Origin of the sequence: Spirosoma profusum, assembly GCF_014699005.1 — a bacterium.
In the GTDB taxonomy this organism is placed as follows: domain Bacteria; phylum Bacteroidota; class Bacteroidia; order Cytophagales; family Spirosomataceae; genus Spirosoma; species Spirosoma profusum.
Genome location: NZ_JACWZY010000020.1, coordinates 1 through 23884 on the forward strand (window position 1 = coordinate 1; position 23884 = coordinate 23884).

General features: G+C 47.5%; 23 protein-coding genes and 2 tRNA genes. 12 read left to right on the forward strand and 13 right to left on the reverse strand.

Features of this window, described 5'->3' with window-relative positions:
- Nucleotides 1-434: 434 nt before the first annotated feature.
- The 8 genes from IC229_RS21125 to IC229_RS21160 form a co-directional block, all read right to left on the reverse strand.
- Nucleotides 435-1814, reverse strand: a complete 1380-nt coding sequence (locus IC229_RS21125; protein ID WP_190889011.1) for a PKD domain-containing protein — start codon at nucleotides 1812-1814, stop codon at nucleotides 435-437.
- Nucleotides 1815-1924: 110 nt separating this feature from the next.
- A tRNA-Ser gene (locus tag IC229_RS21130) sits at nucleotides 1925-2011 on the reverse strand.
- Between the two features lie 81 nt (nucleotides 2012-2092).
- Nucleotides 2093-3238 (reverse strand): asparaginase, encoded by a 1146-nt coding sequence (locus IC229_RS21135; protein ID WP_190889012.1) that lies wholly within the window; start codon nucleotides 3236-3238, stop codon nucleotides 2093-2095.
- Between the two features lie 87 nt (nucleotides 3239-3325).
- Nucleotides 3326-4129, reverse strand: a complete 804-nt coding sequence (locus tag IC229_RS21140; protein ID WP_190889013.1) for a TatD family hydrolase — start codon at nucleotides 4127-4129, stop codon at nucleotides 3326-3328.
- Nucleotides 4130-4186: 57 nt separating this feature from the next.
- Nucleotides 4187-5191, reverse strand: coding sequence for a glycosyltransferase family 2 protein (locus IC229_RS21145; protein ID WP_190889014.1), 1005 nt, complete (start codon nucleotides 5189-5191; stop codon nucleotides 4187-4189).
- Nucleotides 5178-5825, reverse strand: coding sequence for a polysaccharide deacetylase family protein (locus IC229_RS21150; protein ID WP_190889015.1), 648 nt, complete (start codon nucleotides 5823-5825; stop codon nucleotides 5178-5180). Before IC229_RS21150 ends, IC229_RS21145 begins: the two co-directional genes overlap by 14 nt.
- A gap of 88 nt (nucleotides 5826-5913) precedes the next feature.
- Nucleotides 5914-7035 carry a glycosyltransferase family 2 protein gene (locus IC229_RS21155; RefSeq protein ID WP_190889016.1) on the reverse strand — a complete coding sequence of 374 codons (1122 nt, stop codon included), beginning with the start codon at nucleotides 7033-7035 and terminating at the stop codon, nucleotides 5914-5916.
- Between the two features lie 51 nt (nucleotides 7036-7086).
- Complete coding sequence (locus tag IC229_RS21160; RefSeq protein WP_190889017.1) at nucleotides 7087-8046, reverse strand: lysylphosphatidylglycerol synthase transmembrane domain-containing protein; 960 nt, start codon at nucleotides 8044-8046, stop codon at nucleotides 7087-7089.
- A 46-nt stretch (nucleotides 8047-8092) separates the two neighbouring features.
- Here IC229_RS21160 and ruvC point away from each other — a divergent pair, with 46 nt between their 5' ends.
- Nucleotides 8093-8683: a crossover junction endodeoxyribonuclease RuvC gene (ruvC, locus tag IC229_RS21165; RefSeq protein WP_190889018.1), complete on the forward strand. Its 591-nt coding sequence runs from the start codon at nucleotides 8093-8095 to the stop codon at nucleotides 8681-8683.
- Nucleotides 8684-8703: 20 nt separating this feature from the next.
- On the opposite strand, the gene IC229_RS21170 is transcribed toward ruvC, so the two are convergent.
- Nucleotides 8704-10698, reverse strand: a complete 1995-nt coding sequence (locus tag IC229_RS21170) for a beta strand repeat-containing protein (protein ID WP_190889019.1) — start codon at nucleotides 10696-10698, stop codon at nucleotides 8704-8706.
- 295 nt (nucleotides 10699-10993) lie between these two features.
- Between IC229_RS21170 and IC229_RS21175 the strand changes: the two genes are divergently transcribed.
- The 5 genes from IC229_RS21175 to IC229_RS21195 all read left to right on the forward strand — a co-directional run bounded on the left by IC229_RS21175 (nucleotide 10994) and on the right by IC229_RS21195 (nucleotide 14664).
- Nucleotides 10994-12100: a sensor histidine kinase gene (locus IC229_RS21175; RefSeq protein WP_190889020.1), complete on the forward strand. Its 1107-nt coding sequence runs from the start codon at nucleotides 10994-10996 to the stop codon at nucleotides 12098-12100.
- Complete coding sequence (locus IC229_RS21180; RefSeq protein ID WP_190889021.1) at nucleotides 12097-12867, forward strand: LytR/AlgR family response regulator transcription factor; 771 nt, start codon at nucleotides 12097-12099, stop codon at nucleotides 12865-12867. The genes IC229_RS21175 and IC229_RS21180 overlap by 4 nt, the downstream gene beginning before the upstream one ends.
- Nucleotides 12868-13058: 191 nt before the next feature.
- Nucleotides 13059-13232: a Sec-independent protein translocase subunit TatA/TatB gene (locus IC229_RS21185; protein WP_190889022.1), complete on the forward strand. Its 174-nt coding sequence runs from the start codon at nucleotides 13059-13061 to the stop codon at nucleotides 13230-13232.
- 145 nt (nucleotides 13233-13377) lie between these two features.
- On the forward strand, nucleotides 13378-14136 hold the full coding sequence (locus tag IC229_RS21190; protein WP_190889023.1) for a dioxygenase family protein: 759 nt from the start codon (nucleotides 13378-13380) through the stop codon (nucleotides 14134-14136).
- A gap of 15 nt (nucleotides 14137-14151) precedes the next feature.
- Nucleotides 14152-14664 (forward strand): hypothetical protein, encoded by a 513-nt coding sequence (locus IC229_RS21195; protein ID WP_190889024.1) that lies wholly within the window; start codon nucleotides 14152-14154, stop codon nucleotides 14662-14664.
- Between the two features lie 46 nt (nucleotides 14665-14710).
- On the opposite strand, the gene IC229_RS21200 is transcribed toward IC229_RS21195, so the two are convergent.
- Nucleotides 14711-15547, reverse strand: a complete 837-nt coding sequence (locus IC229_RS21200) for a toxin-antitoxin system YwqK family antitoxin (RefSeq protein ID WP_190889025.1) — start codon at nucleotides 15545-15547, stop codon at nucleotides 14711-14713.
- Nucleotides 15548-15674: 127 nt separating this feature from the next.
- Here IC229_RS21200 and IC229_RS21205 point away from each other — a divergent pair, with 127 nt between their 5' ends.
- The 3 genes from IC229_RS21205 to IC229_RS21215 all read left to right on the forward strand — a co-directional run bounded on the left by IC229_RS21205 (nucleotide 15675) and on the right by IC229_RS21215 (nucleotide 17524).
- Nucleotides 15675-16103 carry a secondary thiamine-phosphate synthase enzyme YjbQ gene (locus IC229_RS21205; protein WP_190889026.1) on the forward strand — a complete coding sequence of 143 codons (429 nt, stop codon included), beginning with the start codon at nucleotides 15675-15677 and terminating at the stop codon, nucleotides 16101-16103.
- Between the two features lie 181 nt (nucleotides 16104-16284).
- The gene (locus IC229_RS21210; RefSeq protein WP_190889027.1) at nucleotides 16285-16743 is read left to right on the forward strand and encodes a hypothetical protein; all 459 of its coding nucleotides are present in this window, start codon (nucleotides 16285-16287) and stop codon (nucleotides 16741-16743) included.
- A gap of 46 nt (nucleotides 16744-16789) precedes the next feature.
- Entirely contained in the window at nucleotides 16790-17524 is a 735-nt protein-coding gene (locus tag IC229_RS21215) for a DUF4476 domain-containing protein (protein ID WP_190889028.1), read from the forward strand.
- A gap of 13 nt (nucleotides 17525-17537) precedes the next feature.
- Here the strand turns inward: IC229_RS21215 and IC229_RS21220 are convergent, their stop codons facing one another.
- Nucleotides 17538-19604 carry a thioredoxin domain-containing protein gene (locus tag IC229_RS21220; protein WP_190889029.1) on the reverse strand — a complete coding sequence of 689 codons (2067 nt, stop codon included), beginning with the start codon at nucleotides 19602-19604 and terminating at the stop codon, nucleotides 17538-17540.
- Nucleotides 19605-19717: 113 nt separating this feature from the next.
- Nucleotides 19718-21361, reverse strand: coding sequence for a T9SS type A sorting domain-containing protein (locus IC229_RS21225; protein WP_190889030.1), 1644 nt, complete (start codon nucleotides 21359-21361; stop codon nucleotides 19718-19720).
- A 116-nt stretch (nucleotides 21362-21477) separates the two neighbouring features.
- Here IC229_RS21225 and IC229_RS21230 point away from each other — a divergent pair, with 116 nt between their 5' ends.
- From IC229_RS21230 to IC229_RS21240, 3 genes are all read left to right on the forward strand, one after another.
- On the forward strand, nucleotides 21478-21936 hold the full coding sequence (locus IC229_RS21230; RefSeq protein WP_190889031.1) for a hypothetical protein: 459 nt from the start codon (nucleotides 21478-21480) through the stop codon (nucleotides 21934-21936).
- 82 nt (nucleotides 21937-22018) lie between these two features.
- On the forward strand, nucleotides 22019-23332 hold the full coding sequence (locus tag IC229_RS21235) for an MFS transporter (protein WP_190889032.1): 1314 nt from the start codon (nucleotides 22019-22021) through the stop codon (nucleotides 23330-23332).
- 93 nt (nucleotides 23333-23425) lie between these two features.
- Nucleotides 23426-23503: transfer RNA gene (locus IC229_RS21240), tRNA-Val, on the forward strand.
- Nucleotides 23504-23668: 165 nt separating this feature from the next.
- Here the strand turns inward: IC229_RS21240 and IC229_RS21245 are convergent.
- On the reverse strand, nucleotides 23669-23872 hold the full coding sequence (locus tag IC229_RS21245) for a hypothetical protein (protein ID WP_190889033.1): 204 nt from the start codon (nucleotides 23870-23872) through the stop codon (nucleotides 23669-23671).
- Between the last annotated feature and the right edge of the window lie 12 nt (nucleotides 23873-23884).

The following is a 23884-nucleotide window of genomic DNA, read 5'->3' on the forward strand; positions in this document are numbered from 1 at the left end:
TGGTTTGTTTTCGCACCTCAAAGTTCAGCCATTGGTTAATGCCAATCTTCATTTCTAGCCATTTTCAGACAGTTTCTCAGGCTGCCACTTTTTACATGTCCGGATTCGTAGAAAATACAATCCCTATTATCATACCAATCCCGGTGCCACACTGTGTCAATATCTCACCCGATTTTAAGGGCATAATACGTATGTTTAGTTTTGAGATAAGAATTCAAGCCTTTACCTAACTCTACCCTGATTGTTGCGCTACGTTTTATTTCTCTCTTACTAAACCAGATGGCATAAATCATAAAAGCCAACGTCAGACCTATTTCTCTCAATAGTGAAAAGTCTCTTCACAAAAAAGGATTTTTACAAAATGGTTTTATAAATAGTTTTTTCAGTGGAGAAAGCGTAAAAATTCATAATTACAGAAAACAAACTATTGCTTATTAATTTCGCTTATTTAACATATAACCTGCATTATTATTTACAACATTATGCGCGTCTATCGGATAGAAATTTATTGAGGTTTTTGAGACCAATTCAACTTTATATTTTTTCCAGGCCGGATCGAAATCGCTGTTCCAATTCCGGTAGCTCATAATATTATTGGCGTCGATTTTAAATTCAACTTTTTGACTTTTTTTCTTGCCATAATAGGTTGAATAATAAGTATAATAATTCTTCCCAGCCGAAAAATCGAAGAATACATCCGTATCAGCAGCATACTTTCCCTGATCCCAAACTCCCTGCAGAACGGAAAGCGCTGACTGTGATTTCACTACGTCATTCAGGGGTTTCTCTACGTCGCTCGTTTTGGTAAATAGATTTGATGCCTGCTCCGTTAAAGAACTGCCAGATTCAAAGATGCGAAATACGTTCATCTCGTCATCGGAAACAATTTGAAAACGAGCATGCTTTTTCTTTTTTCCAGTAGCATCTTCAACATAGATTGTATTATCTACGATACTATATTTAAATTCTACCCTGGCCGTTTCTGGACTACCTGAAATTGAGACACTAGGCTGGTAATAATCCTGATAGGCAAGTATGTTATTATCGGGAGAAAACCGATACGTATAATTATCATATTTATTACCTTCTCCTTTCACATAAACTCCCCAAACACCTGGCAAAAAATTCACCAAAGATTGGTCGTCTACTACGTTTGCCATTGTGTACTTAACGACAGGTATGGGCACACTATCTGTTTTTGATACGTTACCCCCTTTTCCAGTTGCTGTCAGTTTTACATAGTACGTTCCGGCTTTTGAATAATGTTGCGTCGGATTAGGCTCAGTAGATGTCTTACCATTCCCAAAATCCCAGACATAAGATTCTGCATGTATAGAGCTATTGGTAAATATCACCAGCCCGTTTGAATTCGCCCAGGTAAAATTGGGAGCTGGTTTTATCGTTGATATCTCAATTTCTTTAGTTAGCAAGTCGCTGGCCGTAGGGTTTTTAACAGTCAGCTTAACACTATACGTTCCGTTTCCTGAGTAAGTATGTTTTGGGTTTTTATCTGTGTTGGCTGCTGATACGTCGCCAAACGTCCATTCGTAAGCATCCCCTTCGGCAGACTCATTCTTGAACTGAATGGTGCCTTCTCCTGAATTTTCCCACGTAAATACTGCTTTTGGACCGGGACGCAGGGTTTCTTTTGGCGAGCAGCCTATTATTGGCGGAATAGTTATAGCAAAAAGGAGACTAAAGAGTAATTTCATAAGGGTGGAACGATAAAATTCTGAATAAATATAGAGCATTCTGGCTTTTTTGTAAGCATTTGCCAGAGCGGAACCATAAATCAACCTCTGTAGATTGGCCATCGCAGCCAGTTTGGAGGATTTTTTGATACAATTAATTGGGAGGAAGGCTGGTCAACTAGCAAAAAAGGCTTATAACCACCTGAATAAAGTAGATTATAAACCTTTATAAGCAGAGAGCGAGGGATTCGAACCCCCGGTACCCTTGCGAGTACTTCTGATTTCGAATCAGACCCGTTCGACCACTCCGGCAGCTCTCTTCGAATTTCGGACTGCAAAGATGCACGTTCACCCTTAATAACGCAAGGCATCCAGGCAAAAAATAGCTTTCACAACCTAATTTACTCGCTCATTTCACCACTGATGGATTGCGCCAGCAGGGTCCGCAGACGCGTAGTGACCACCAACTCCCGGCCTTTTTCACTACCCAGCAAGACCATCAGCTTCGTAATAGCGGCTTCGGTGGTGATATCGGCTCCACTGACGACGCCAATCTCTACTAGCGGAACGCTAGTCTGATACTGCCCCTGGGTAACACGTCCACCTTCACACTGTGATACGTTGAAAATCAGTACGCCCCGGTCGATAGCGCCTTTTAACGTCTCCAAGAGCCAGGGGTCGGTGGGGGCGTTGCCAGCTCCAAACGTTTCCAGTACAATACCGTGTAAGGTAGGCGCATTGCAGATTGCGTCAACAACAGAGGACGTAATTCCCGGAAAGAGTTTCAGGATCGCTACGTTCGGATCGAGTACCGTCCGAATTGTTAACGACTGGTCTGGCTGATGTGCCTGAATGAACGGTCGATTGTAGTCGATACTCACGCCTGCCGTTGCCAGATGCGGATAATTTTCCGACACAAACGCGTTAAACTGTACACTCTCCCGCTTGGTAGATCGATTGCCACGTAGCAGCAGCGAATTGAAATACACGCACACTTCGGGCACCATGGGCGGAGCTTTTATTATATTTCCCGACTCATTCCCGCCCGTATCAACAGTTGCCACGTTCACGGCGGCAGTATCCACTGCGGCCGCAATCTCCAGGGCGGTCAGGAAATTTTCGCGGGCATCGCTTCGAGCGACACCGATGGGTAGTTGGGCGCCGGTCAGAATAACGGGCTTATTTAGTCCTACCAGCATGAAACTCAGCGCCGATGCCGTATACGACATGGTGTCGGTGCCATGCAGAATCACAAAACTGTCGAACGTAGCATAATTGCTCTGAATGATTTGGGCCAGTTCTACCCACACTTCAGGTTTCATATTCGACGAATCGATGATATTCGGAAGCGTCAACAGCGTAATATCAAAATCCAGTCGATGGAGTTCGGGCAGCCGTTCGATAGCGCGTTCAAAATCAAACGGTACTAGTTGACCGGCATGTTGGTCATACACCATACCGAACGTACCACCAGTATAAATAACGAGCACTGACGCTCGTGGATGACTGGACGAACGTGGTTTAATGTGAATGGTTCTGTACGACATACATGTGTCTGGGCCAAGCTCCAGCTTGACCCGTTTAGCAAACTTACTACGTTAATCACGGGTCAAGCTGGAGCTTGGCCCAGACAATTAGGGGAGCAAATTAGCGTATAAAGCTGGTAACAGCGATTGTGCATTAGCGGTCGTATGCCGTGCTACGTCGTCAATATGGACTTGTTTAAGATCGGCTACGCGTTGGGCAATGCGTTGTAAATAAGCCGGTTCGTTACGTTTCCCACGATACGGCACCGGGGCCAGATACGGCGCATCCGTTTCCAGAACGAGGTGATCCAGATCAACGTAGGGCAACACCTTATCCAAACCGCCATTCTTGAACGTAGCGACTCCACCAATACCTAGTTTAAAACCGAGTTCAATAGCCCGATTAGCCTCATCAAGCGTACCGACAAAACAATGAAAAATACCCGTCAGGCCAGGCAAGGCTAATTTCTCGATCAGGTCGGCGGCTTCGGCAAAGGCATTACGATCGTGACCCGAACGGGTGTGCATCGAAACGGGTAAATTTTGCGCTGATGCCCATCGGAGCTGCGTTTCAAATGCAACAAACTGTTGCTCGACAAATGTCATATCCCAGTAGAAATCCAGCCCAATTTCACCTATCGCCATAAACGCGTTCCGATTCAGCGCATCTTCCACAGCGGTCAACTCCTCCTCGAACGTATCACTTACGTAGGACGGATGCAGCCCCATCATCGGCAGACAACGGTCGGGATATTGATCGGCCAGCGCCATCATTCCTGCTACAGTTTCGCGGGCGCAGTTGGGCATCCAGATTTGGCTGATCTGTTGCTTTTCAGCCTGTTGAAGCATTACGTCCCGGTCCTCATCAAACTGAGAATCATAAATATGGGCGTGGGTGTCGATTAATGTCATTTTATAGCATTATAAAGTTGTAGAGTTATAAAGCTTGGAATCCTTCAACTCTACAATTCATTCATACCTTCTCCCCTTCCACTCCAGACCCGTTGGCAGGAGGTAAAAAAGTACAGCCAGTGGGCCAATAATGAGTTGGTAGGGCTCAAATAGCAACGCATACGGCCATAAGCTGGTTCGACGGAGTCGGCTGATGCCGAAGGAAATGACGAAGGTTTGTACAAATAATCGCATCAGATACAGGGCAACTGCCAATACCGGAGAAAACAAAGCCAGCATCAACAACAGTGGCAGAGTCAGGTATTGTCCGAACAACGAAACAACCATCCAAAGGGGTAATTGCGTAGCCCCGCGCATCCAGCGTTTGCGTTGCTGAAAAAACGTCCGAACTGAAGTTACGGGCTTTGTGTGGGCTAATACGTTCGTATCAAGAATATTCCGAAAACCGTATCCTTTAGCGATAATCGTCCGAAACAGGCTGTAATCTTCAGTGACCGAAAATGGCAGCGACGCATATCCCCCAACGGCTTCATAAGCGACCCGGCTCACCGCCATGTTGTTGCCCATCGCCGTCACCGGAATGCCTAAACTGCTTATAATATGCGTCAGGGTGAGGTTATAGAGCCAGTCAATCGTTTGGAGTTTATGGAAAATAGTCGCGCCTTCGGGTAACGTAACGCCGGTGATTATACCTGTTTTTGCCGTTAGTTGTCGGCCCATTTCCGTGAGCCACTCGACGGGCACCTGTGTATCGGCGTCGGTAAAAAACAGTAGCTGTCCACGCGCCTGTTGCGCTAACTGCGCCAGCACGTTCGCTTTTCCCCGCAAACCCGTCAGCGCCAACGTAACGTCAATGAGCCGATACGTTGGTTTGTCGGCAATAAACTGCATGACTAATTGCCGGGTCTGGTCGGTGGACTGGTCGTTGCCGATAATCACTTCGACAGTATTCGGCGCGTGGTGAAGTTGGTCGATAGCGATTAAGCAATCCAGAATGCAGCTTTCTTCGTTACGAGCGGCAATGAGAATGCTGATGACGGGCTGCGGCTCAGTAACCGGCATAAATGGGTTGCGGAACAGCCCGGAACGAATACCCCCGCTCGGCAAAATGGGCGAGCATTCGGGGCAGTACGTACCGCATGGTAGGCCAGGCCTTCAGGCTGTCGTGAAAGACAACAATAGAACCAGGGCCGGTATACTGAATGGTTTTCCGAAGACAGCTTTCGGCAGGTAGATCGGGGTCGAAATCACCGCTCAGTACGTCCCACATCACAATTGAATACGATTCCATCACCTCGGCTACCTGCGACTTTCGGATACGTCCGTATGGCGGGCGAAACAGGTCCGTTTCAACACCTAACTCCTGCTGACATTTTTGGATATTTTCCAGATACGTTACGTCGTCGGTACGCCAGCCATTAAGGTGATTGTAGGTGTGATTACCGACCATATGTCCTGCTTCGAGTACCTTATACAATACGTCGCGATGCTTTCGAACATTGTCACCGATGCAAAAGAACGTAGCCTGGGCTGCAAATTTATCCAGTTGCTCCAGCACGAATTCCGTTACGTCGGGTATTGGCCCATCGTCGAAAGTCAGGTAAATCGTCGGTTCGGCATCGTCCTCAATTTTCCACCAGCACTCCGGATACACCGTCCGAAGCAGAAAATTCGATTTATGTAGAAACAGGCCCAAAATAATGTATGATATAAGATGTAGGATGTATGATATTTAGGTGGGATGATATATCATACTTCATATACCATACATCCTTTATCTTACATCAATTCAGTTTTCGTCCTTTCCAACTATATCCTTTTCCCTGAGCAGCCAGCCCGAAGAAAAGGACGTAGAGTGGATAGATAAGCTGCGTCAGCGGAATGGCTGCCACCGACATTTTTTTTTGTAAAAAAACAAGAACTTGCCGTAAAAACAAAAACTCCGGCAAGACCTTCAGCCCTATAACGGAAAGAGCAACATTTCCGTTTAAAAAATCGAGGCAATAGCCTATCACAGCCAGAACTGGAGCGGCATTACTCATAAAGATAAACACCGCCAGTAGCGAGGGCAGTGGACTTGAATAGGCCCGCCATTTGCTCGCCCAACGTTTCCGCTGATTATAAAAGGCCCCCCACGATCGATGCGGCCCGGTTCGGACAATGGCGTCGGCACTTTTCAGAAATCGAACACCCTGCGGATACCGGCTGGCAATCTTGTGCATCAGAAATTCATCATCGCCCGACGCCAGATGATCGACTCCCGCAAAGCCGTTTACTTCCCCGAATACTTCCTTTACGTAGCAAAGGTTGGCTCCGTTGCACATGGTCGGAAAACCGAGTGCCAGGGTGCAGGCCCCCGCCCCGATCAGGCTGGCAAACTCTACCGTTTGTAAAGAGTCGAAAACGCTACGTTCGGTTGTAAACGTGACCGGACCTGTTATCATTTTTGCACCGGTTTTTGCATAGGTCGTTGCAAACGCTGCCAGCCAGTTCGGTCCAACGCGACAATCACCATCGGTGGTGATGATCAGTTCGCTGGTTGCCAGCGCAATACTTTGGGTTATCGCCCGCTTTTTGGGCGACGTCGTGCGCTCGTTAGGTAAGGGCAGAGGGCGAAGGGCATAGGGTGTTTGGTTAACGTAGCGCTGAACAATCGCCAACGTATCATCGGTGGATGAATCGTCGGCGACGATTACTTCGAAATGCCGATACGTTTGCGAGTTGAGGTCCTGCAATAAGTTGGCAATGTTGCTGGCTTCGTTGCGGACGGGGATTATAACGGTAATGAATGGACAATCATCCAGACGCGATTCAGTTCCTATCGATGGCATTCGAAGCCAGGTCAACCAAAGTACCAGCGTAAAAACGGCGTATAAGCTACTGATTATGAGGAGAAAAAAGGTCATTTAGTTGATAGTCGTCAGTCAGTATTCGTTAGGTTTACTGTAGCCTAACGACTATCGACTAATTTTCAGTTTCCATACCCAAATCAGGCCAACCAATACGGGTGTTAATAAGTTAGCGACCCATAACGTTAACGTAGCGGTCAGCAATACAGGTGCGGGTATGCCAAAAGGCGCAAATACCCACAGCGAAGCGGCTTCCCGAACACCCAGATCGCTTAGCAGGTTGAAGGCGGGCGTTATGGTTTTCACCAGAAATACTACACCAATTCCTGAGGCCGCTACGTTCGGCGAAGGGTTCAGGCCAACCAGCCGCATCGCCAGGTAAAATTGAATGGAAAATACAACGTAACGGAGGGCTGCTACGCTCAACGCCCTGATGATATCCATATCGGAATACTGACCCGCTACGTTCCAATACTCCGAAAATCGACGTAGCGTCGGGCGGTTTTCAAGCCAGTTTATCAACCGATAACGTAACAGTCCGAATACCACGCCCCCTAGCGACAACGTAATGAGTATCATTGATAGCCATTGTCCGGTGGTGTTGTTACGTTCGGGAGCAGCGCTCAGATGATATGCCCAGGCCACTGTGCCAAAAACCAGTGCTACGTAAAACTGCATCCCGCCCGACACCATCGACGCCCCTATCGCCTTTGCCCGATGATTTGGCAATGATAAAACCCGACCAGCCGTATCACCCAGTTGAGCAGGCAGCGCGAAGCCTAACGAAACACCTACCAACACGCCTTTGTAAGCATCGGCGAACGTAGTGGTCTCGACGCGCCGGAGGAGAATTTGCCATTTCAGGGCTTCGAAACCCCAGTTTATGGGCGTCAGTAAAAAAAGTGCAACGACCCAGCGCCCGGGGTGGTTGACGCTACGTAGTTGTGCCTGAATAACCGACCAATCGACGGGTTGTTGACGCACTACGTAGAAAATGTAGACGACCAACCCGACAAAAACGGCTGTTTTTGCCCAGAAAATGAATTTTTTGCCCGATTTTAGCGACAAAACAAACGGAGAACACGTTACTTTGTAAGAAACCTCAACCCAACTCATGTTTATTACCCCAAAATCATCCGAACAACAGACCGAGAAAATCATTCTCGGTGTCGATCCCGGTACACAGGTTGCCGGTTACGGCATCATTTCGGTGAAAGCGGGGGTCATGCACATGGTGCTATCAGATGTGGTTCAATTGAACAAATATAGCACCTACCAACTGAAGCTCCAGAAACTATACGATACCATCCTGCGACTTATTGATGAATATCACCCCGACGAGATGGCTATCGAAGATCCTTTTTTCGGTAAAAATGTGCAGTCGATGCTCAAACTGGGTCGGGCGCAGGGAGTCGTTATGGCAGCAGCACTCTCGCGGAGCATTCCGATTGTAGAATACGCCCCGCGACGTATCAAACAGTCGGTGACGGGCAATGGTAATGCATCGAAGGAGCAGGTTTCGCAAATGGTGAGTCATTTGTTACGGGAAGATCTGAATCCAAAATTTTTCGACGCAACCGATGCTTTAGCGATTGCCGTATGCCATCATTTTCACGAAAACGCTCTGCCCACCGTTTCTGGCAAAAAAACTAAAAAAGGGGCTTGGGGCGCGTTCGTCAGCGAAAACTCAAACCGAATCATGTAACGCAGACGGCCGCGTTACGTCTATTTTTTTGTCAAACGCCGTTTGATGGCCCTGTTTTCGACACGTAACGCATTAATTTCCCGCTGCTGCTGAATCATATACAGGGTTAGCTCTTCAATCTTTTCCAGCAGTTTGGCCTCCATTTTTACGGGCTCAATTCCTTCTTTTACTACGTCCTCTGCCGAGGGAACACCCGGCAAATGACCATACTGCTGAATATGCCGCTCCACTTCCGAAAGTGACTTTAGGTGATACGTAGTCGAAAATACCTGATCACTCCATTGATTCACATTGTCGATACGTAGTCGATGCTTAGCCAGCACCGTTTCCCCCTGCTCGTTGACGGTCAGGAATTGATCTGTGGAACCGTTACGTAGGTTGGGGTTGAGCAGGTGGGTAAATTTGATGGTGCCATTACTACGTAGGCGAATGATGCCGCGAACGTCCAACGGAAACAGCGGAGAATCGGTGCCGATGCCGACGGCAATGCTGGTGTTGGAAGGGTCACCCAAAACGATGGCGTTGTTTAACGCGACCGATGTATTAGCCCCAATCGCCACCGAATTCTGGATTGTACCACTGGTTGGTTTGGTGTTGGCCCCCAGCATGAGGTTATTGCTGCCGGTAGTAATGACTGTTCCCGACGATGGGCCAAGCGCTACGTTATTTACACCCGTGGTGTTATTGTAACCCGCCTGATAGCCGATAAACACGTTGGCGGTAGCGGTCGTGTTGGAAAACCCCGCTCGATAGCCGACGAACGTATTTCTGTCGGCCGAGGTGTTGTTGTAGCCCGCCTTGGAACCGATGAACGTATTGCCTGAAGTAGTGTTGCTGTAACCTGCCGAATCGCCAACCATCACGTTTAAACTACCAGTCTGATTCGTATTGTTGGCAGATGACCCTATGGCGACATTGCCAAAACCAGTGGTATTAAGATAACCGGCCCGGTAGCCTGTAAAGCTGTTTTGCTGCCCCGTTGTGTTTACAGCACCGGCCTGAAAGCCGAGCACTGCATTAGCAATGCCAGTGGTGTTATTATAGCCAGCCTGATGGCCAACAAACGCATTTAAAGAACCCGTCGTATTCTTATTGCCGGCAAAATTGCCTAGAAATGTATTCGTGCTTCCTGTCGTATTGGCATATCCGGCCTGATAGCCCAAAAACGAATTGTTATTGCCTGTTGTGTTTGAAAAGCCCGCCTGATAGCCCAAAAATTCATTGAACGTCCCGGTTGTATTTGCGTATCCCGCTCTGGAACCAATGAAGACGCTATTAGAAGCCGTGTTGTTGAAGCCCGCCGAATCACCCATCATTACGTTGTGGTCAGCACTTCCATTTAAATTTCCGGTGTTTGCCCCTACCACCACATTGCCAAAACCTGTTGTATTACCCTGACCCGCCCGCGAGCCTATAAATACATTAGAAACGCCTGCGGTGGTGCCATAGCCCGCGCTACGACCCACTGCCACATTGTTAAAGCCTGTCGTGTTACCAAAGCCAGCAAATACACCTACAAACGAATTGCCAATCCCCTCCGTGTTTTTGTTGCCTGTATAATAACCGAGAAATGTATTGCCACCTCCTGTTGTGTTTAGAAAGCCGGACTGGTAGCCCATAAATACATTGTCGGAGCCCGTCGTGTTAAACTGGCCCGCCGAAGCGCCCACGATTGCATTGGAAGACCCCGTCGTATTCTGGCTGCCAACAGAAAGGCCCATGAATACATTATTGGAGCCCGTCGTGTTTTTAGCTCCAGCATAAACACCTACGAATGCATTATACTCCCCCTCCGTGTTATCCCGGCCTGCTGAACGCCCAACAAACGTATTAAACGAACCTGTCATAGTCGCGTTGCCAGCTTCATACCCTACCAATACGTTAGAAACTCCAGGAGTACTTGAATTAGCCACGTTGGCCGTATAGTTGGTAGGTTGCCCCTGAGCCACTAGATTCATGCCTGTCAGTAACAGAAAAAAACCGAAAACACGACGTAGGATAGTTTTTGTGTGCATAGCAGTAATTGGTAAGAAGTTAGGATAAACCAAAGGTAACCTCCTGACAAACAGAAGCAATAACATCATTACCTATGTTGACAGGTTTTTAGCGAACGGAAAACCAGCGTTTACAGAAAGATTATTGATGACTTGTATTGGACGTCCAGGCTACTAACTACTACTATTCATTACCGGAATTTCAGGGCTTTACCAGCCACCCTTCCAAGGTTGATTCACCGACACATTCGGGCTATTTATCCCAATTTTTGCCCCTATTGAGATTGATTCACCAATTGAGCCGTAAATTTCCCGAATGACAAAACGGCTTTCGACCATAGCCATTCATGTGTTTGGCTGCCTGACGTTTCTGGCTCTGCCCTATCTTTTCGCTTCGGATGGGTTTGACAAACTGGCGGAACTGTCGTACAATCCCCACGAACGTAGGAACGTAGTGTCGTATCTGATTACGATTGCTTTTTTCTACATCAACTACTACGTACTGATTCCCAGGCTGTACTTCAACCGCCGATACGTTCTGTATGGCGTCAGTGCATTAGGTTGTTTTGTGCTGATTGAAAGTGTATTATTCGTTATCAACCGGGGACAATCGCGTCCGCCAATGGAACGCCGACAACCGCCCCCCGAACGTAACGACTACCAACCTTCATTCCCTAACGACAATCGCCCTCCTCGTCCATCTGAAGAGTTTGGCCAGATGGGGCCGTCAGATCGGCGGGGTTTACCGCCTGAATCCAGTCAGACGTTTTTTCTGACGCTGGCGGGATTTCTGCTGGCGCTGGCTATCCGTGTAAACAACCGCCTGCGCGAAACCGAACGCGAAAAAATCCAGACGGAACTTTCGTACCTGAAAGCGCAGATTAACCCTCATTTTCTGTTCAATACGTTGAATAGCATCTACGCCCTGTCGATTATCGATTCCCCCCCTACCGCCGATGCCATTGTGAAACTGTCGTCGTTTCTGCGCTACGTCATTCAGGATTCACAGAAAGATCTCGTGTCGCTGGCGAATGAGCTGGATTATATCAGTCACTACGTTGCTCTGCAAAAACTCCGGATAGACAGTTCGGTGGAAATTGATTTTACCATAAACGGGCGTCCGAATGGCAAGCAGATTGCACCGTTGCTGCTGATTTCGTTTATCGAAAATGCGTTCAAATACGGCGTCAGTCCTGAAGAACCGTCCGCCATTAAGATTCGGATTACCATTGGTGATACTGAACTGGAATGCTACGTCTTTAACAAAAAGGTGCGGGTGTTTCAGCCGATGGCGGTGGCGAGTGGAATCGGTCTGACCAATACGCAGGCCCGGCTCGATCTGTTATATCCCAACCGGCACCGGCTGGTTATTAGCGACAAACCCGATAGTTTTATCGTCGATTTAACCCTTACGTTGTCATGATACGTGCCATAGCTTTAGACGACGAACCGCCCGCGCTACGTGTGCTGACCCATTTCTGTCAGCAGGTAGATTTTGTTGATTTACAGAAAACGTTCACCCGAACCGTCGAAGCGCTACGTCATCTGGAGCAGTTCCCGACCGATTTGCTGTTTCTGGACATCAATATGCCGTCGGTATCGGGCATCGATTTTTACAAAGCCCTGAGTGATACGTCGGCAGATGATACGTCGCCGAAGCAGCCGTTAATGGTCATTTTCACGACTGCATACGCCGAATATGCGGTAGAAGGTTTCACACTCAATGCTGTCGACTACCTGCTGAAGCCTTTTACGTTCGAGCGGTTTTTACAAGCCGTCAACAAAGCGGCTGATTTTCAGCGATGGCAGCAGCATTCGGAGACTACTGGCGAGGCTTATCTATACGTGCGGGCCGATTACACGCTTCATAAAATCGCCTTCAGCGATATAGTTCTGATTGAAGGGCTTGACGATTATCTCAAAATTCACCTTCATCCAGTCAATCGGGCTGACGTGCCCCGGGCTGGCGTGCCCCGGACTGACGTAGCGCGTCCTATTGTGGCCCGCATGACCATGAAAGCGATGCAGGAACGGCTCCCTCCGGCTGATTTTATTCGGGTGCATCGGTCTTACATTGTACCGCTACGTCGGGTTGAAGCGGTACGTAACAAAACCATTTTTATCGCTGGTCGTGAAATTCCCATCGGCGCCAGCTACGAAGCAGATTTTCTGAGCCGGTTTAGTACGTAGATTGATTGGAACAGAACTCACCGAATTAAACTCCCGAAAGACTATGCTTTTCGGGAGTTTGTTTTAACATCTGTTTTACCGACACAATCGGGTGGTTCACCTATAAGTAGTGCCTTCGTGCAACGAAACGAGGGCATTTGACGATAATAGTAATAGACAACCGCAACGTATTTACCTAAAAACTCCGACTGATGTTTGGCTTAGGCACCTCCGAAATAGTGCTGATTATCTGCACCCTTCTTTTGTTTTTTGGCGCGAAAAAACTGCCCGAACTAGCGCGTGGACTGGGCAAAGGCATCCGTGAATTCAAGGACGCCACGCAGGACGTAAAAGCTACGATTGATCAGGCGTCTATCGAAAAGTGATGAACGATGAGTGATAAGTAATGAGTTGGTTGACGCCAGCAATTATTGAGTGCGAACGTCAACCGCTATGGCGGACCGTTCATGGTTTATCACTTATCGTTCATCGCTAAATATTTGTTCTCTACTACAATTGATTTTCAGAAACATGGAACGTAAAGAATTTTTGAAACGCGGCTTTGGCAGTTTGTTAGGCATTGCGGCTGTAGCACCACTGGTAGGTGGCTGCTCAAAAACCGAAATCGACCCAACAACCACAACTGGAACAAGTACAGGAACCAGTACGTCGACGGGTTCAACCAACGGGAGTTCGGCCAGCAACTGCGCTGTAACGCCCTCCGAAACCGAAGGGCCATTCCCAACCAAAAGCCCGGCCAGCTACGTTCGGAAAGACATTACTGACGGACAGACAGGTGTGGCTTTCACGATGAACATAACCATTAAAAACGCGAGTGCCAGTTGTGCCGCTCTGGCTGGTGCGCTGGTCGATGTGTGGCATTGCGACAAAGGCGGCAATTACTCTGAATACGGCGGTACGGGTATGCAGAGCACGAATTATACAAGTGTTCACTTCCTGCGTGGGCGTCAGACGACGGATGCGAACGGGCTGGTGTCGTTTACGTCTATTTTTCCCGGCTGGTATTCGGGCCGTGCTCCGCACGTTCACGTACACATCTACAATGCGTCGGGTAAATCGCTGCTGGTCACTCAGATAGCTTTCCCGTATGACATTTGCACTACGGTTTATACAACCGGACAATCGTATGGCTATACGAAAGGGAAACAGGATACGCTGAATGAGAAAGATAACGTATTTAGTGATGGGTTTACAACAGAATTAGCCACTGTTTCGGGCAGTTTGTCGGGCGGTTATACGCTAACGCACACCATCGTCGTAAACGGATAAATCACCGCTTATTTTATGCGTATTATTCACCTGAGTTATCGGAAAATTATCGACTCGTCGTCTCAGAAATTGTGGGACAAGTACGTATTCGAGGATACTTACATGGAATTTTACATGCAGGCCCAATATTATAACCAGGAAAATAAATACGCTACGTTCCAGGAATTGCTCGACAATGTACCCAATGCCGACCGACTGCATCAACAGACCAGTATGGCCGCCATTGGGTACATTCGGCAACTAAATAACATCGTTCCTGATATTGTGAATCAGTCGGGTAAACTCTGCCTGCCGTTTACTCAGTTCAAGTTCGACATCATCCACTCGCACGTATCGGACAAACAAGCTCACAAAGTAGCGATTACGTTCTACAGCGAACCCCTTACCTGGATTGATACGGTGGGTAATACGTTGCTCATTGCCTATGGCGACCGGCAATCAACCCTTCAGAATGGAGAAACCGTTGATACAGACATGATTACGCTTCAGCCGTACCTGAGTATTGCGTCCTGCCAATATCAGGTTTAAAGGGTGTGGCACAGCCCTTGGCGTCAGCAATACTTTTGAGCTACATCTACATCTGATAGCTAAGGCGAAACTGCATATCGCCCTGAAACCGAAACACGGATAATACACAGGTCGATGCAATGGGCCGGCCGTCGTTAACAGCGGGCTGCCAGTTCAATTTTTCGGGTGTCCATTCGGGCATGTTTCGAATGGTTTGCTGCATGTAGGCCTGAATGGCTGTTACCTGTTGGGGAGCTAACGAGAACGCCCGCACATCCACATTCACGCGAATTATCTGCCCAATCTCATTGATAGTCAAGGTAGCTGTCAGGTTTCGAACCCGATCGCCATCGAGCACAGTCCCCAATTGTTTTTTCAGATAGGTCTGAAGATCCTGGGGTTTACCTAAAAATTTAGCTGCCTGATAATAGGGTTCGCACTTTTGCTGAACGCCTTCGGTTGTAAAGCACTGGCTTTTAGTCAAGCGCCCACTCCGGTAGAACTCCCGACGTTTTATGGAACCATCTTCGTAGAAAACCATAAACGGCCCATGCAGCAGATTTTGCTTATACTCGCAACTCAAATAAAGCTGACCCGAGGGATACATAATTTTGGTTGGGCCGTGGTGAATAATGCGACTCAGGCTGTCGAGCGACAATCCATTGGGCAGCGTTTTTGGCAATAATGAGTATGAATCCAGCCGAAACAACGTACCATCTTTCTTATAAATCCGAACGGAATAATAATCATTACGTTTACCGTAATACAAAATTTCTTCATCATATTCGGCAAACGCATGACGTATCGCTGGTTTCGACGTAGTGCGCAGGGTATCAGCTAGTTCGCTGGCTTTGACTGGCCAGCTAGCTAGAAAAGCAAGTAGCAGAACGTAAACGATTTTCATTAGCCACCCCCGTTGAGTTGATCAGCATCTATCGGCTTTACGAGCCAAAAATAACCAGAATCACAACTCAATGTACTCAAAATAGTTACACACTAACGCCATTAACTTCTATTTACATTCATCGTCAATGCCTGTTTACCAACACACGCTGCAATTACCTGCTTATACACGAGGTTTTCATCTCATCACCCACCTTGTTGAACGTGAATTTCTGGAATTATCTACTATTCGTGTGGGGGTATTACACGTATTTATTCAGCATACGTCGGCTAGTTTAACCATCAATGAAAACGCCGATCCCACCGTGCGAGGTGATTTTGAGCGATTTTTCAACAAAACGGTACCGGAAAATGCGCCCTACTATCAACATGATTACGAAGGTTCTGACGATATGCCTGCCCATTTGAAAGCGGCTATGCTGGGGCATTCGGTCAGTATTCCAATTACAAACGGGCAACTCAACTTAGGCACGTGGCAAGGCATTTATTTAGGTGAACACCGCAATCACGGCGGCCGCCGAACCCTGATTCTTACCGCCTGGGGAGAGGATGAATGACTAATTGATAGTGCAGAATGCTCTGGAGAACCGGTTACTCAAAACTTTGGTCGCTCTTAAACGTATCTATTTTAACTTGTGTGGAGAAGAAAAATAGGCTTCTCAAGCCGTCTTCATGCAGGAATAATCCCATATGAGCTGATCTAAACGGGTATTGCCTGGTAAACACCGATTAAGCAATATGGAAGGTTTCACCGACGACCTGATGATTCCAGCAGAAACAAAGATTTACTATTCAAAAGGGAAAAACCTGTTTAAACTAGTCGCTAGCGCAGTTTTTCTGTTCAGTGGAATTATCATTTTGATGCAAAAAGATTATTTATTGAGCGCCATATTTCTGGCAGCAGGTGGGTTCCTCATTTATTTAAGTTTGAAACGAGTAGCCAACCAGAGAGCACAGATTATTCTCAATGCTAAAGGAATATGGACGGTATCCGCCCAATTCAACGCCTGGCGTGATATATCTCATGAAAACGTTTACCAGGAGGGTAAACTCAGTAATTACCGGAAATACTTGTATTATGAATACCCTCCCCACAAACAGGAAAATTTGTCGATTGACGATTATAACATTGACCAGGCGGAACTCAAGCGCTTACTGCATATATACCGGGGGCGAAGCATGAACGAACAGACGTAGCGCTACTTTGCTACGATGTTTGTAAAGAATACTAAACAAAAGCTACATGAATAGTAAACCTGGAAGTTTCAAAACACGAACCACGGTGACGATGAAATCAATACGTTACGTACTATTGACAATTGGTTGTTTATTGATTACTAAGCAGTCTTGGGCAGAAAGCCTGTTTTTTTTACGAATTGCGGATATTGGTCGTTATACAGTTACCATCGGGGAGCAAAGTTTAACCCTTTCGACACACCGATACCGGTTTTTCGAATTACCAGCCGGACAGGCGCGCATAACTATTGCGCAAAACAATATAGCCGTTTATCAGGGCTGGGTAGATCTGCATGCAGATAGTCGCATAATGGCTGAGTTTAGTGCTCGACAAGGGCTTCGCATTTTAGGTTCTTCCCCTATTTCTGTCGATGATCAGCTCTGGAATGGCGGCCAATCGAGGAGCAGTTCGCAAGGTTTTCCCCAACAGCCGGGTCGTTATGATAACTTATCAATGGCAATGACCGCCCAAGCTTTTGATCGAATTCGGGAAGCCATAAGTAAACAAACTTTCGATAACGACAAGTATGAGTTATTCAATACCCTACTTACGAATCAGTCGATTGCCTCAGCTCAACTGGCTGAATTACTAAAGCTATTTGATTTTGATAAAAAGCGTCTGGAGGCCGCTAAAAAGGTATATCAGCAGATAGTGGACCGGGAGAACATTTATAAAGTCTTTGATAGCTTTACGTTTAACACTAGCGTTAACGAGCTAAAGGCCTTTATATCAAAAAACTAGTATCTTAATTTCATTAGGAGTGCTTTACATTTCTCAGCAACTTCCAGGTCTCCTCTACGCTTGTTACCGGCAGTTGGCATGCGCGGTTATAGCATACATAGATCGCTGTTTGTCCATTAATAGGCCCGCGTTGTTGAAGAAGCGGAAAATCGCTTTTGTCGGTAGTTCCACAGAGGACTTTGTTGGGGTAATAATCGGCGTCTAATTCGGCTCGGAATTGGTCGGCTTCTGGACCTGCTATCGCGATTTCGGCAGTTGGGCGGACACGTAGCGCAAATTGAGCGGCCCAGTTGGTCAGGTAATCGGCATTTTGCTGAACCAATGGTTGAATTCGACCCAGCATCTGATCGGCCCGCTCGGCGTAAGATGGTCGCTCCAGCAACAAACTCAACGTGTAGAGATTTTCGGCCATCATCGAATTTGAGGACGGTATTACGTTGTCAAACAGTTCTTTACGCCGGGCTATAAGTTCTTCGCCGTTTTTATCGGTGAAGAAAAACATCGGGTCAGTATCACCATTACCATCACGAGTATCGGAGAAATTAGCCAGAACGTACTGCGTCAACTGGTCGGCTTCGGTGAGCCAGCTTTCGGTGAATGTCGCCTGATAAAGTGCTACAAGTCCGTCGATAACAGCGGCATAATCTTCCAGAAAACCCGCCTGCCGCGCCCGTCCCAACTTATACATATGCCACAGTCGACCATTACGGCTATCGCGCATTTTTTTCACCAGAAAAAACGCCAGACGTAGCGCCAGGGTCAAAAACTCTGGTTCGTTAAAAGCACGATAAGCCGTTACCAAACCTTTCAGCATCAGCCCATTCCAGGAGCAAAGAATTTTATCATCCAGCCCCGGACGGATGCGTTCATTACGTACACGTAGCAGTCGTAGGTGTGTAGCATCGAGTCGTACATTCAGCTCATCCATCGACCAGCCGATACGTTCGGCAAACGCTTCATCGGTTTCTGTTCGGTGAAGAATGTTACGACTGTGTTCCCAGTTTCCTTCTTCGGATATATGATACAGATTAGCAAACCAGTCGAAGTCATCGCCCAAAATTTCGCGTAGTTCTGGTGTTGTGAACGTATAGAATTTCCCTTCAACCCCCTCGCTGTCAGCATCCAGCGCCGAGTAAAATCCACCTTCTGGGCTGAGCAATTCACGCTGTGCAAAGCCAATTGTCTGATAAACGACGTGTTTATAAAGCGGGCTTTTCGTTAAACTATACGCTTCTGCGTACAGTGTCAATAACTGCCCATTGTCATATAGCATTTTCTCAAAATGCGGGGCAAACCAGTCTACATCGGTCGAATATCGGGCAAAGCCACCGCCGAGCTGGTCATAAATTCCGCCCAGCGCCATTCTATCCAGTGTCAGTTTTACTTGGTGAAACGCCCGCTCCGACGTAGCAGACTCTTCCCCCATCACTGCGTGGTAACGTAGCAGAAACCGCCAGACACTCGGCATCGGAAACTTCGGCGACCGGTGCATACCACCTTTCTCGCTATCCGTTTTTACAGCAACCTTACGATACAAACCGTCGAGCACATCAGGCACAAATAATGGATTATTTTGAGTGAGACCGTAGCGTTCCGAATCGCTGAGGTTCAGTTCCGTTGCAAATCCCTCTGCGGAATTCGCCAGATCTTCACGATGTTCGTCAAACGCGTTTCGGATACTGTCGAGCAAATTGACCCAGTTTCGTTTGGGGAGATACGTAACGCCATAAAACGGTTTGGCATTGGGCATCAGAAATACGTTGAGCGGCCAGCCTCCCTGCACGCCCATCGCCTGCACAGCATCCATATAGATCGCGTCGACATCCGGGCGTTCTTCCCGGTCCACTTTAATGCACACAAAATGCGTGTTCATCACCTGTGCTACGTCGTCTTTTTCGAACGATTCATGTTCCATGACGTGGCACCAGTGGCAGGCCGAATAGCCTATACTTACCAGAATCGGCTTATCTTCATCGATAGCCCGATTTAATGCTTCCTCGCCCCACGCATACCAGTCAACAGGGTTGTTAGCGTGCTGAAGCAAATAAGGGCTGGTTTCGTATTGCAGTTGATTGGGCATACTTGAAGAGAGGTTGTTACGCAGAGATGCGCGGAGCAACACAGTGACTCACAGAGAAAAATAAAACTTCTATGAATCTCTGTGTTGCTCCGCGCATCTCTGCGTAACATGCCTCATTTAATACTTATTTTCTTCGTCTGACTTCCGGTTTCGTTCTGGATACGTAGCAGATACATTCCGGCAGGTAAATGTGCTACGTTTACCTGTTCCTGAACGCTCTTAACTATCTTTTTAACGACGATTTGACCGGTTGTGTTTAGTAAAACAAGTTCGGTAGGTACAGTGGGCACTTTCCCTAACGATACGTTCAGTTCAGTTTGGGCTGGGTTTGGAAATACCGATACGATCGACAACAGAGGCTCATTCGCGGTGACGGTCCCCATATCGAAACGACACAGATATACTTCCCGCCCCGTCAACTCAATGCTACGTTGCCACGATTTATAACGTACCGTCAGCGTGGTTTTCTGCGCGTCGGCTGCGTACGGATTCTGTGCAGCAATCAGAATTTGATTGCCCTTTGCAACACCGCGCCACACTGGTAACTGCTTGTCCATGAGATCACGGGCGGGTGTTTCAATGACCAGTTCGTACGTCCCCTGGAACATATCCGCAAAGCGTGACAGGCGATAAAGGCCGTGCGTGAAATGTTCGTAAGCGGCATACGTATCGGTACGAGTGGGCGTGAGCGTCGGATTTTCCCAGAGCCATAGGCCCGCAGCCCCCGAAAAAAACGGGAAAATAGCCGTGGCTTCGGCCATAAACGGCTGAATGAAATTCGGATAACTACTCGAACTGTCATGATAGCGCAACCAAACCCAGGGCACCACTGGCTTGTTGCTCCACGCCCGGTTTACCTCAACCTGAAAAAGAAGATAAGCCAGATAGTCCTGCGCCAGTGGATTTGGGTAGTCGTAATAAAAATAGGACGAAGGCGAAAGGGCATCGAGCTGGTCGTAATACGGTCCGCCAATGCTACGTCCGGTTGAGTCCTGCACCATGTAGTTGGTCAGGCTCAGGTTGGTTTTCCAGTTCTCCCAGGTAAAGGTTGGTACGTTCAGATACGTATTGAGCACGGGCGTATCAGCATAACTGCTAACACTTACGCCAGTCAGGTCGGCTCGTTGACGAACGTAGCGCATCCCATCGGCGTAGAGGTTGCGCATGGCTTTTTTATAAGCTGCTATAAAATCAGCATCCGTCAAATTCCGATACGTAGCAGGAACGCGACTATCCTGTTTGAGCCGGAGAATACGCGTATCCGTTTCCAGAAATCGCTCGATATCCAGTGCAAATCGACCAACCGGCATTACGTACTGACCATTTGCATTCTTCTGGCCGCCAGAAAGTTCTGATAAAAATTTATCCCATTTAGCACGATAGACCGTCAAATCATTCCCCCAGGGGCTTTCAATGGTTTCCCAGGGCTGATTTAATCCCGTAGCAAAGCCATAATAGACAACAGCCCGTTGGGTCGGTTTTACCAGCGAGCCATATTCGTTAGGCTGTACATCCGTTAAATGACTGAATCCGTGACGTAACGGGCTGGCTTGCGTATCCGTAAAACGGGGGCCTCCATAAATGACTGGAAACGGTAGGGTGAAGTCAGGAAATTTGTTCCACTCAATCTGATTCGGCTGACTAACGGGCGTAAACGTAAGCCGGTCGGCGCATTGTTGCTGGGCCATCGTCATCGGGCAAATCGCCAGCCAAAAACCGAGCAGATACGTAGTAAAAAAGCCGAAAGAAAGACGCATGGCTTGAAGTTTCGCCAAAAGTACAGAATTTTAGGGGTGTAAATCGTTTAGTAGAAAACGCACGTTACGAATAAATCTGCCCCTTCGGTTGATTAAACCGTCTAAATCAATTCGTTATGAATACGTTCCGATTGCTGTTTGCGCTTGCAATTTTCGCTCTAACCCTGGCTGGTTGTAAAAAAGATGATGGCACTACGCCTGGCGGTACTACCAATTCACAAACCGAACTGCTGGTAGCGAACAACTGGCGCATGAAGCGGGTATCTGACGTAGCAAATCAGGAAATAAACCGAAATCGGCTGAATCTCACTACACAGGTCATTTATGATCTGGATATGCAGTTTCGGAATAACGGTACGGTTCGCGCGCTTGACCCCAAACAAAGTGGTACGGTTGTGAATGGCGGCTCGTGGAAATTAACTACTGATAATCAGTCTATTGACGTAGACGTACAGGGTTTTAAAGGAATTTTTCCGATTATTCAACTCACGCGCAATAAGCTCGTTCTGCGTCAGCGGGCGCCCGTCGATGGAAAAGATGCCGACATCAATCTGGAATTCGACCCGTCATTATAAAGAGCGAAAGCGTGAATGAGTGAAAGAGTGATGTATCTTGCGCAACCACTCATTCACGCTTTCGCTCTTTCACGCTTTAAGAATGAAAAATATCCCCCGTATCTTGACTGCCTGGACTTTTTACGACTGGGCCAATTCGGTTCATTCGCTCGTCATTGTATCGAGTATCTTTCCGGTTTATTTCTCGGCTACTGCCTTAAATGAAGCTGGTGGACCCATCATCAATTTTCTGGGCATTTCCATCAAAAACTCCGTTCTGTTTTCGTACACGATTTCATTCGCTTTTCTGTTTACTGCCCTGTTGTCGCCCATCTGTACCGCCGTTGCTGACTACAGTGGACGTAAGAAGGCGTTCATGAAAGTGTTCTGCTATACAGGTGCTGTGAGTTGCAGTTTGCTGTATTTTTTTGTGCAGGAAACCACTACGTTTGCTGTCATCTGCTTCTGGCTCAGCCTGATTGGCTGGAGCGGCAGTATCGTATTCTATAATTCCTACCTTCCCGATATTGCCACTGAAGACCAGTACGACCGAGTGAGTGCGCGCGGTTTCTCGATGGGTTACCTGGGCAGCGTTCTGCTGATGATTTTAAATCTAGTGGTAATTTTAAAACGCGAGTGGTTCGGCAATATCTCCGAAAGTATGGCTTCACGGCTCGCCTTCCTGACAGTTGGACTCTGGTGGATTGGCTTTGCACAGATACCCTTCAACCGACTGCCCGACGGCACCAAAAAGGGAGCCGGAAAAACAGGAAACTACCTTCTGAATGGGTTTAAAGAACTTCGTAACGTTTGGGCCAAATTGCAGGAGCGCCCACTAGCGAAACGATTTCTGGTTTCGTTCTTCGTGTATAACATGGCCGTTCAAACCGTGATGTACGTAGCAACCATATTCGGAAGTGATGAGTTGAAGTTACCCGGTCAAAGCCTGATTATCACTATTTTATTGATACAATTGGTAGCCATTCCAGGTGCTTATGGCTTTTCACGCCTGTCGGAACGTATCGGCAATACGTATGCCCTCATGACGGCCGTTTTCATCTGGATAGGTGTTTGTGCCTGTGCGTACTACGTTCAGACTGAGATGCAGTTTTTTATTCTGGCATCTGTAGTTGGACTAGTTATGGGGGGGATTCAGTCGCTCTCGCGCTCTACGTACTCAAAACTCATTCCCGCCACAACCGAAACGGCTTCGTATTTCAGCTTTTACGACGTAACAGAAAAAACGTCGATTGTTTTTGGTACGTTGGTCTACGGACTCATCGAGCAGATAACGGGCAGTATGCGGAATTCGGTGCTGGCTTTACTGGTATTTTTTGTGCTTGGCTTTCTGCTGCTTTGGCGCATTCCTTCGCAAAAAATCTATCACACCCGTTTGGAAACAGAGGAAGTTTCGTAAGTTTGCGAGCGATATATGAAATATGATGTAGGGTATATGATGTATATATTCTACCTCTAAATACACCATATATCCTACATCATACATCAATAAAGGAGGTTAGCTCAGTTGGTTCAGAGCGCTGCTTTGACAGAGCAGAGGTCAGCGGTTCGAGCCCGCTACTTCCTACCAAAGAGGACTGGTTACCAATTCATGTAACCAGTCCTTCTTTTTTGGCATTGGTAGGCACTCACTTACTGGATTATTGAGAAAGGTAAACGGCGACCTGTGGTGTTAAGAGGTGGAGCGATTGCTTCCTGTTTCTTTGCGCTTGCTTGATCATTGATAAAAGGCAGGTTAATAACTACCCAGTTTCAGTTTGCTCCCCATTCCCAAAATCAGTCTGCCTGTTGGTGTATACATCACCCGCAATGCCTGCCCCTGATAGCTCGCGGGCAAGTTTACCCCGTGATTCAACGTCACTACGTCACTGCTCACCGGTACCCGTCCACACGACCACACACTGCCATCACTCCAATCGCCCGCCTTTGGGGTAAACATACTCCCGTAGCC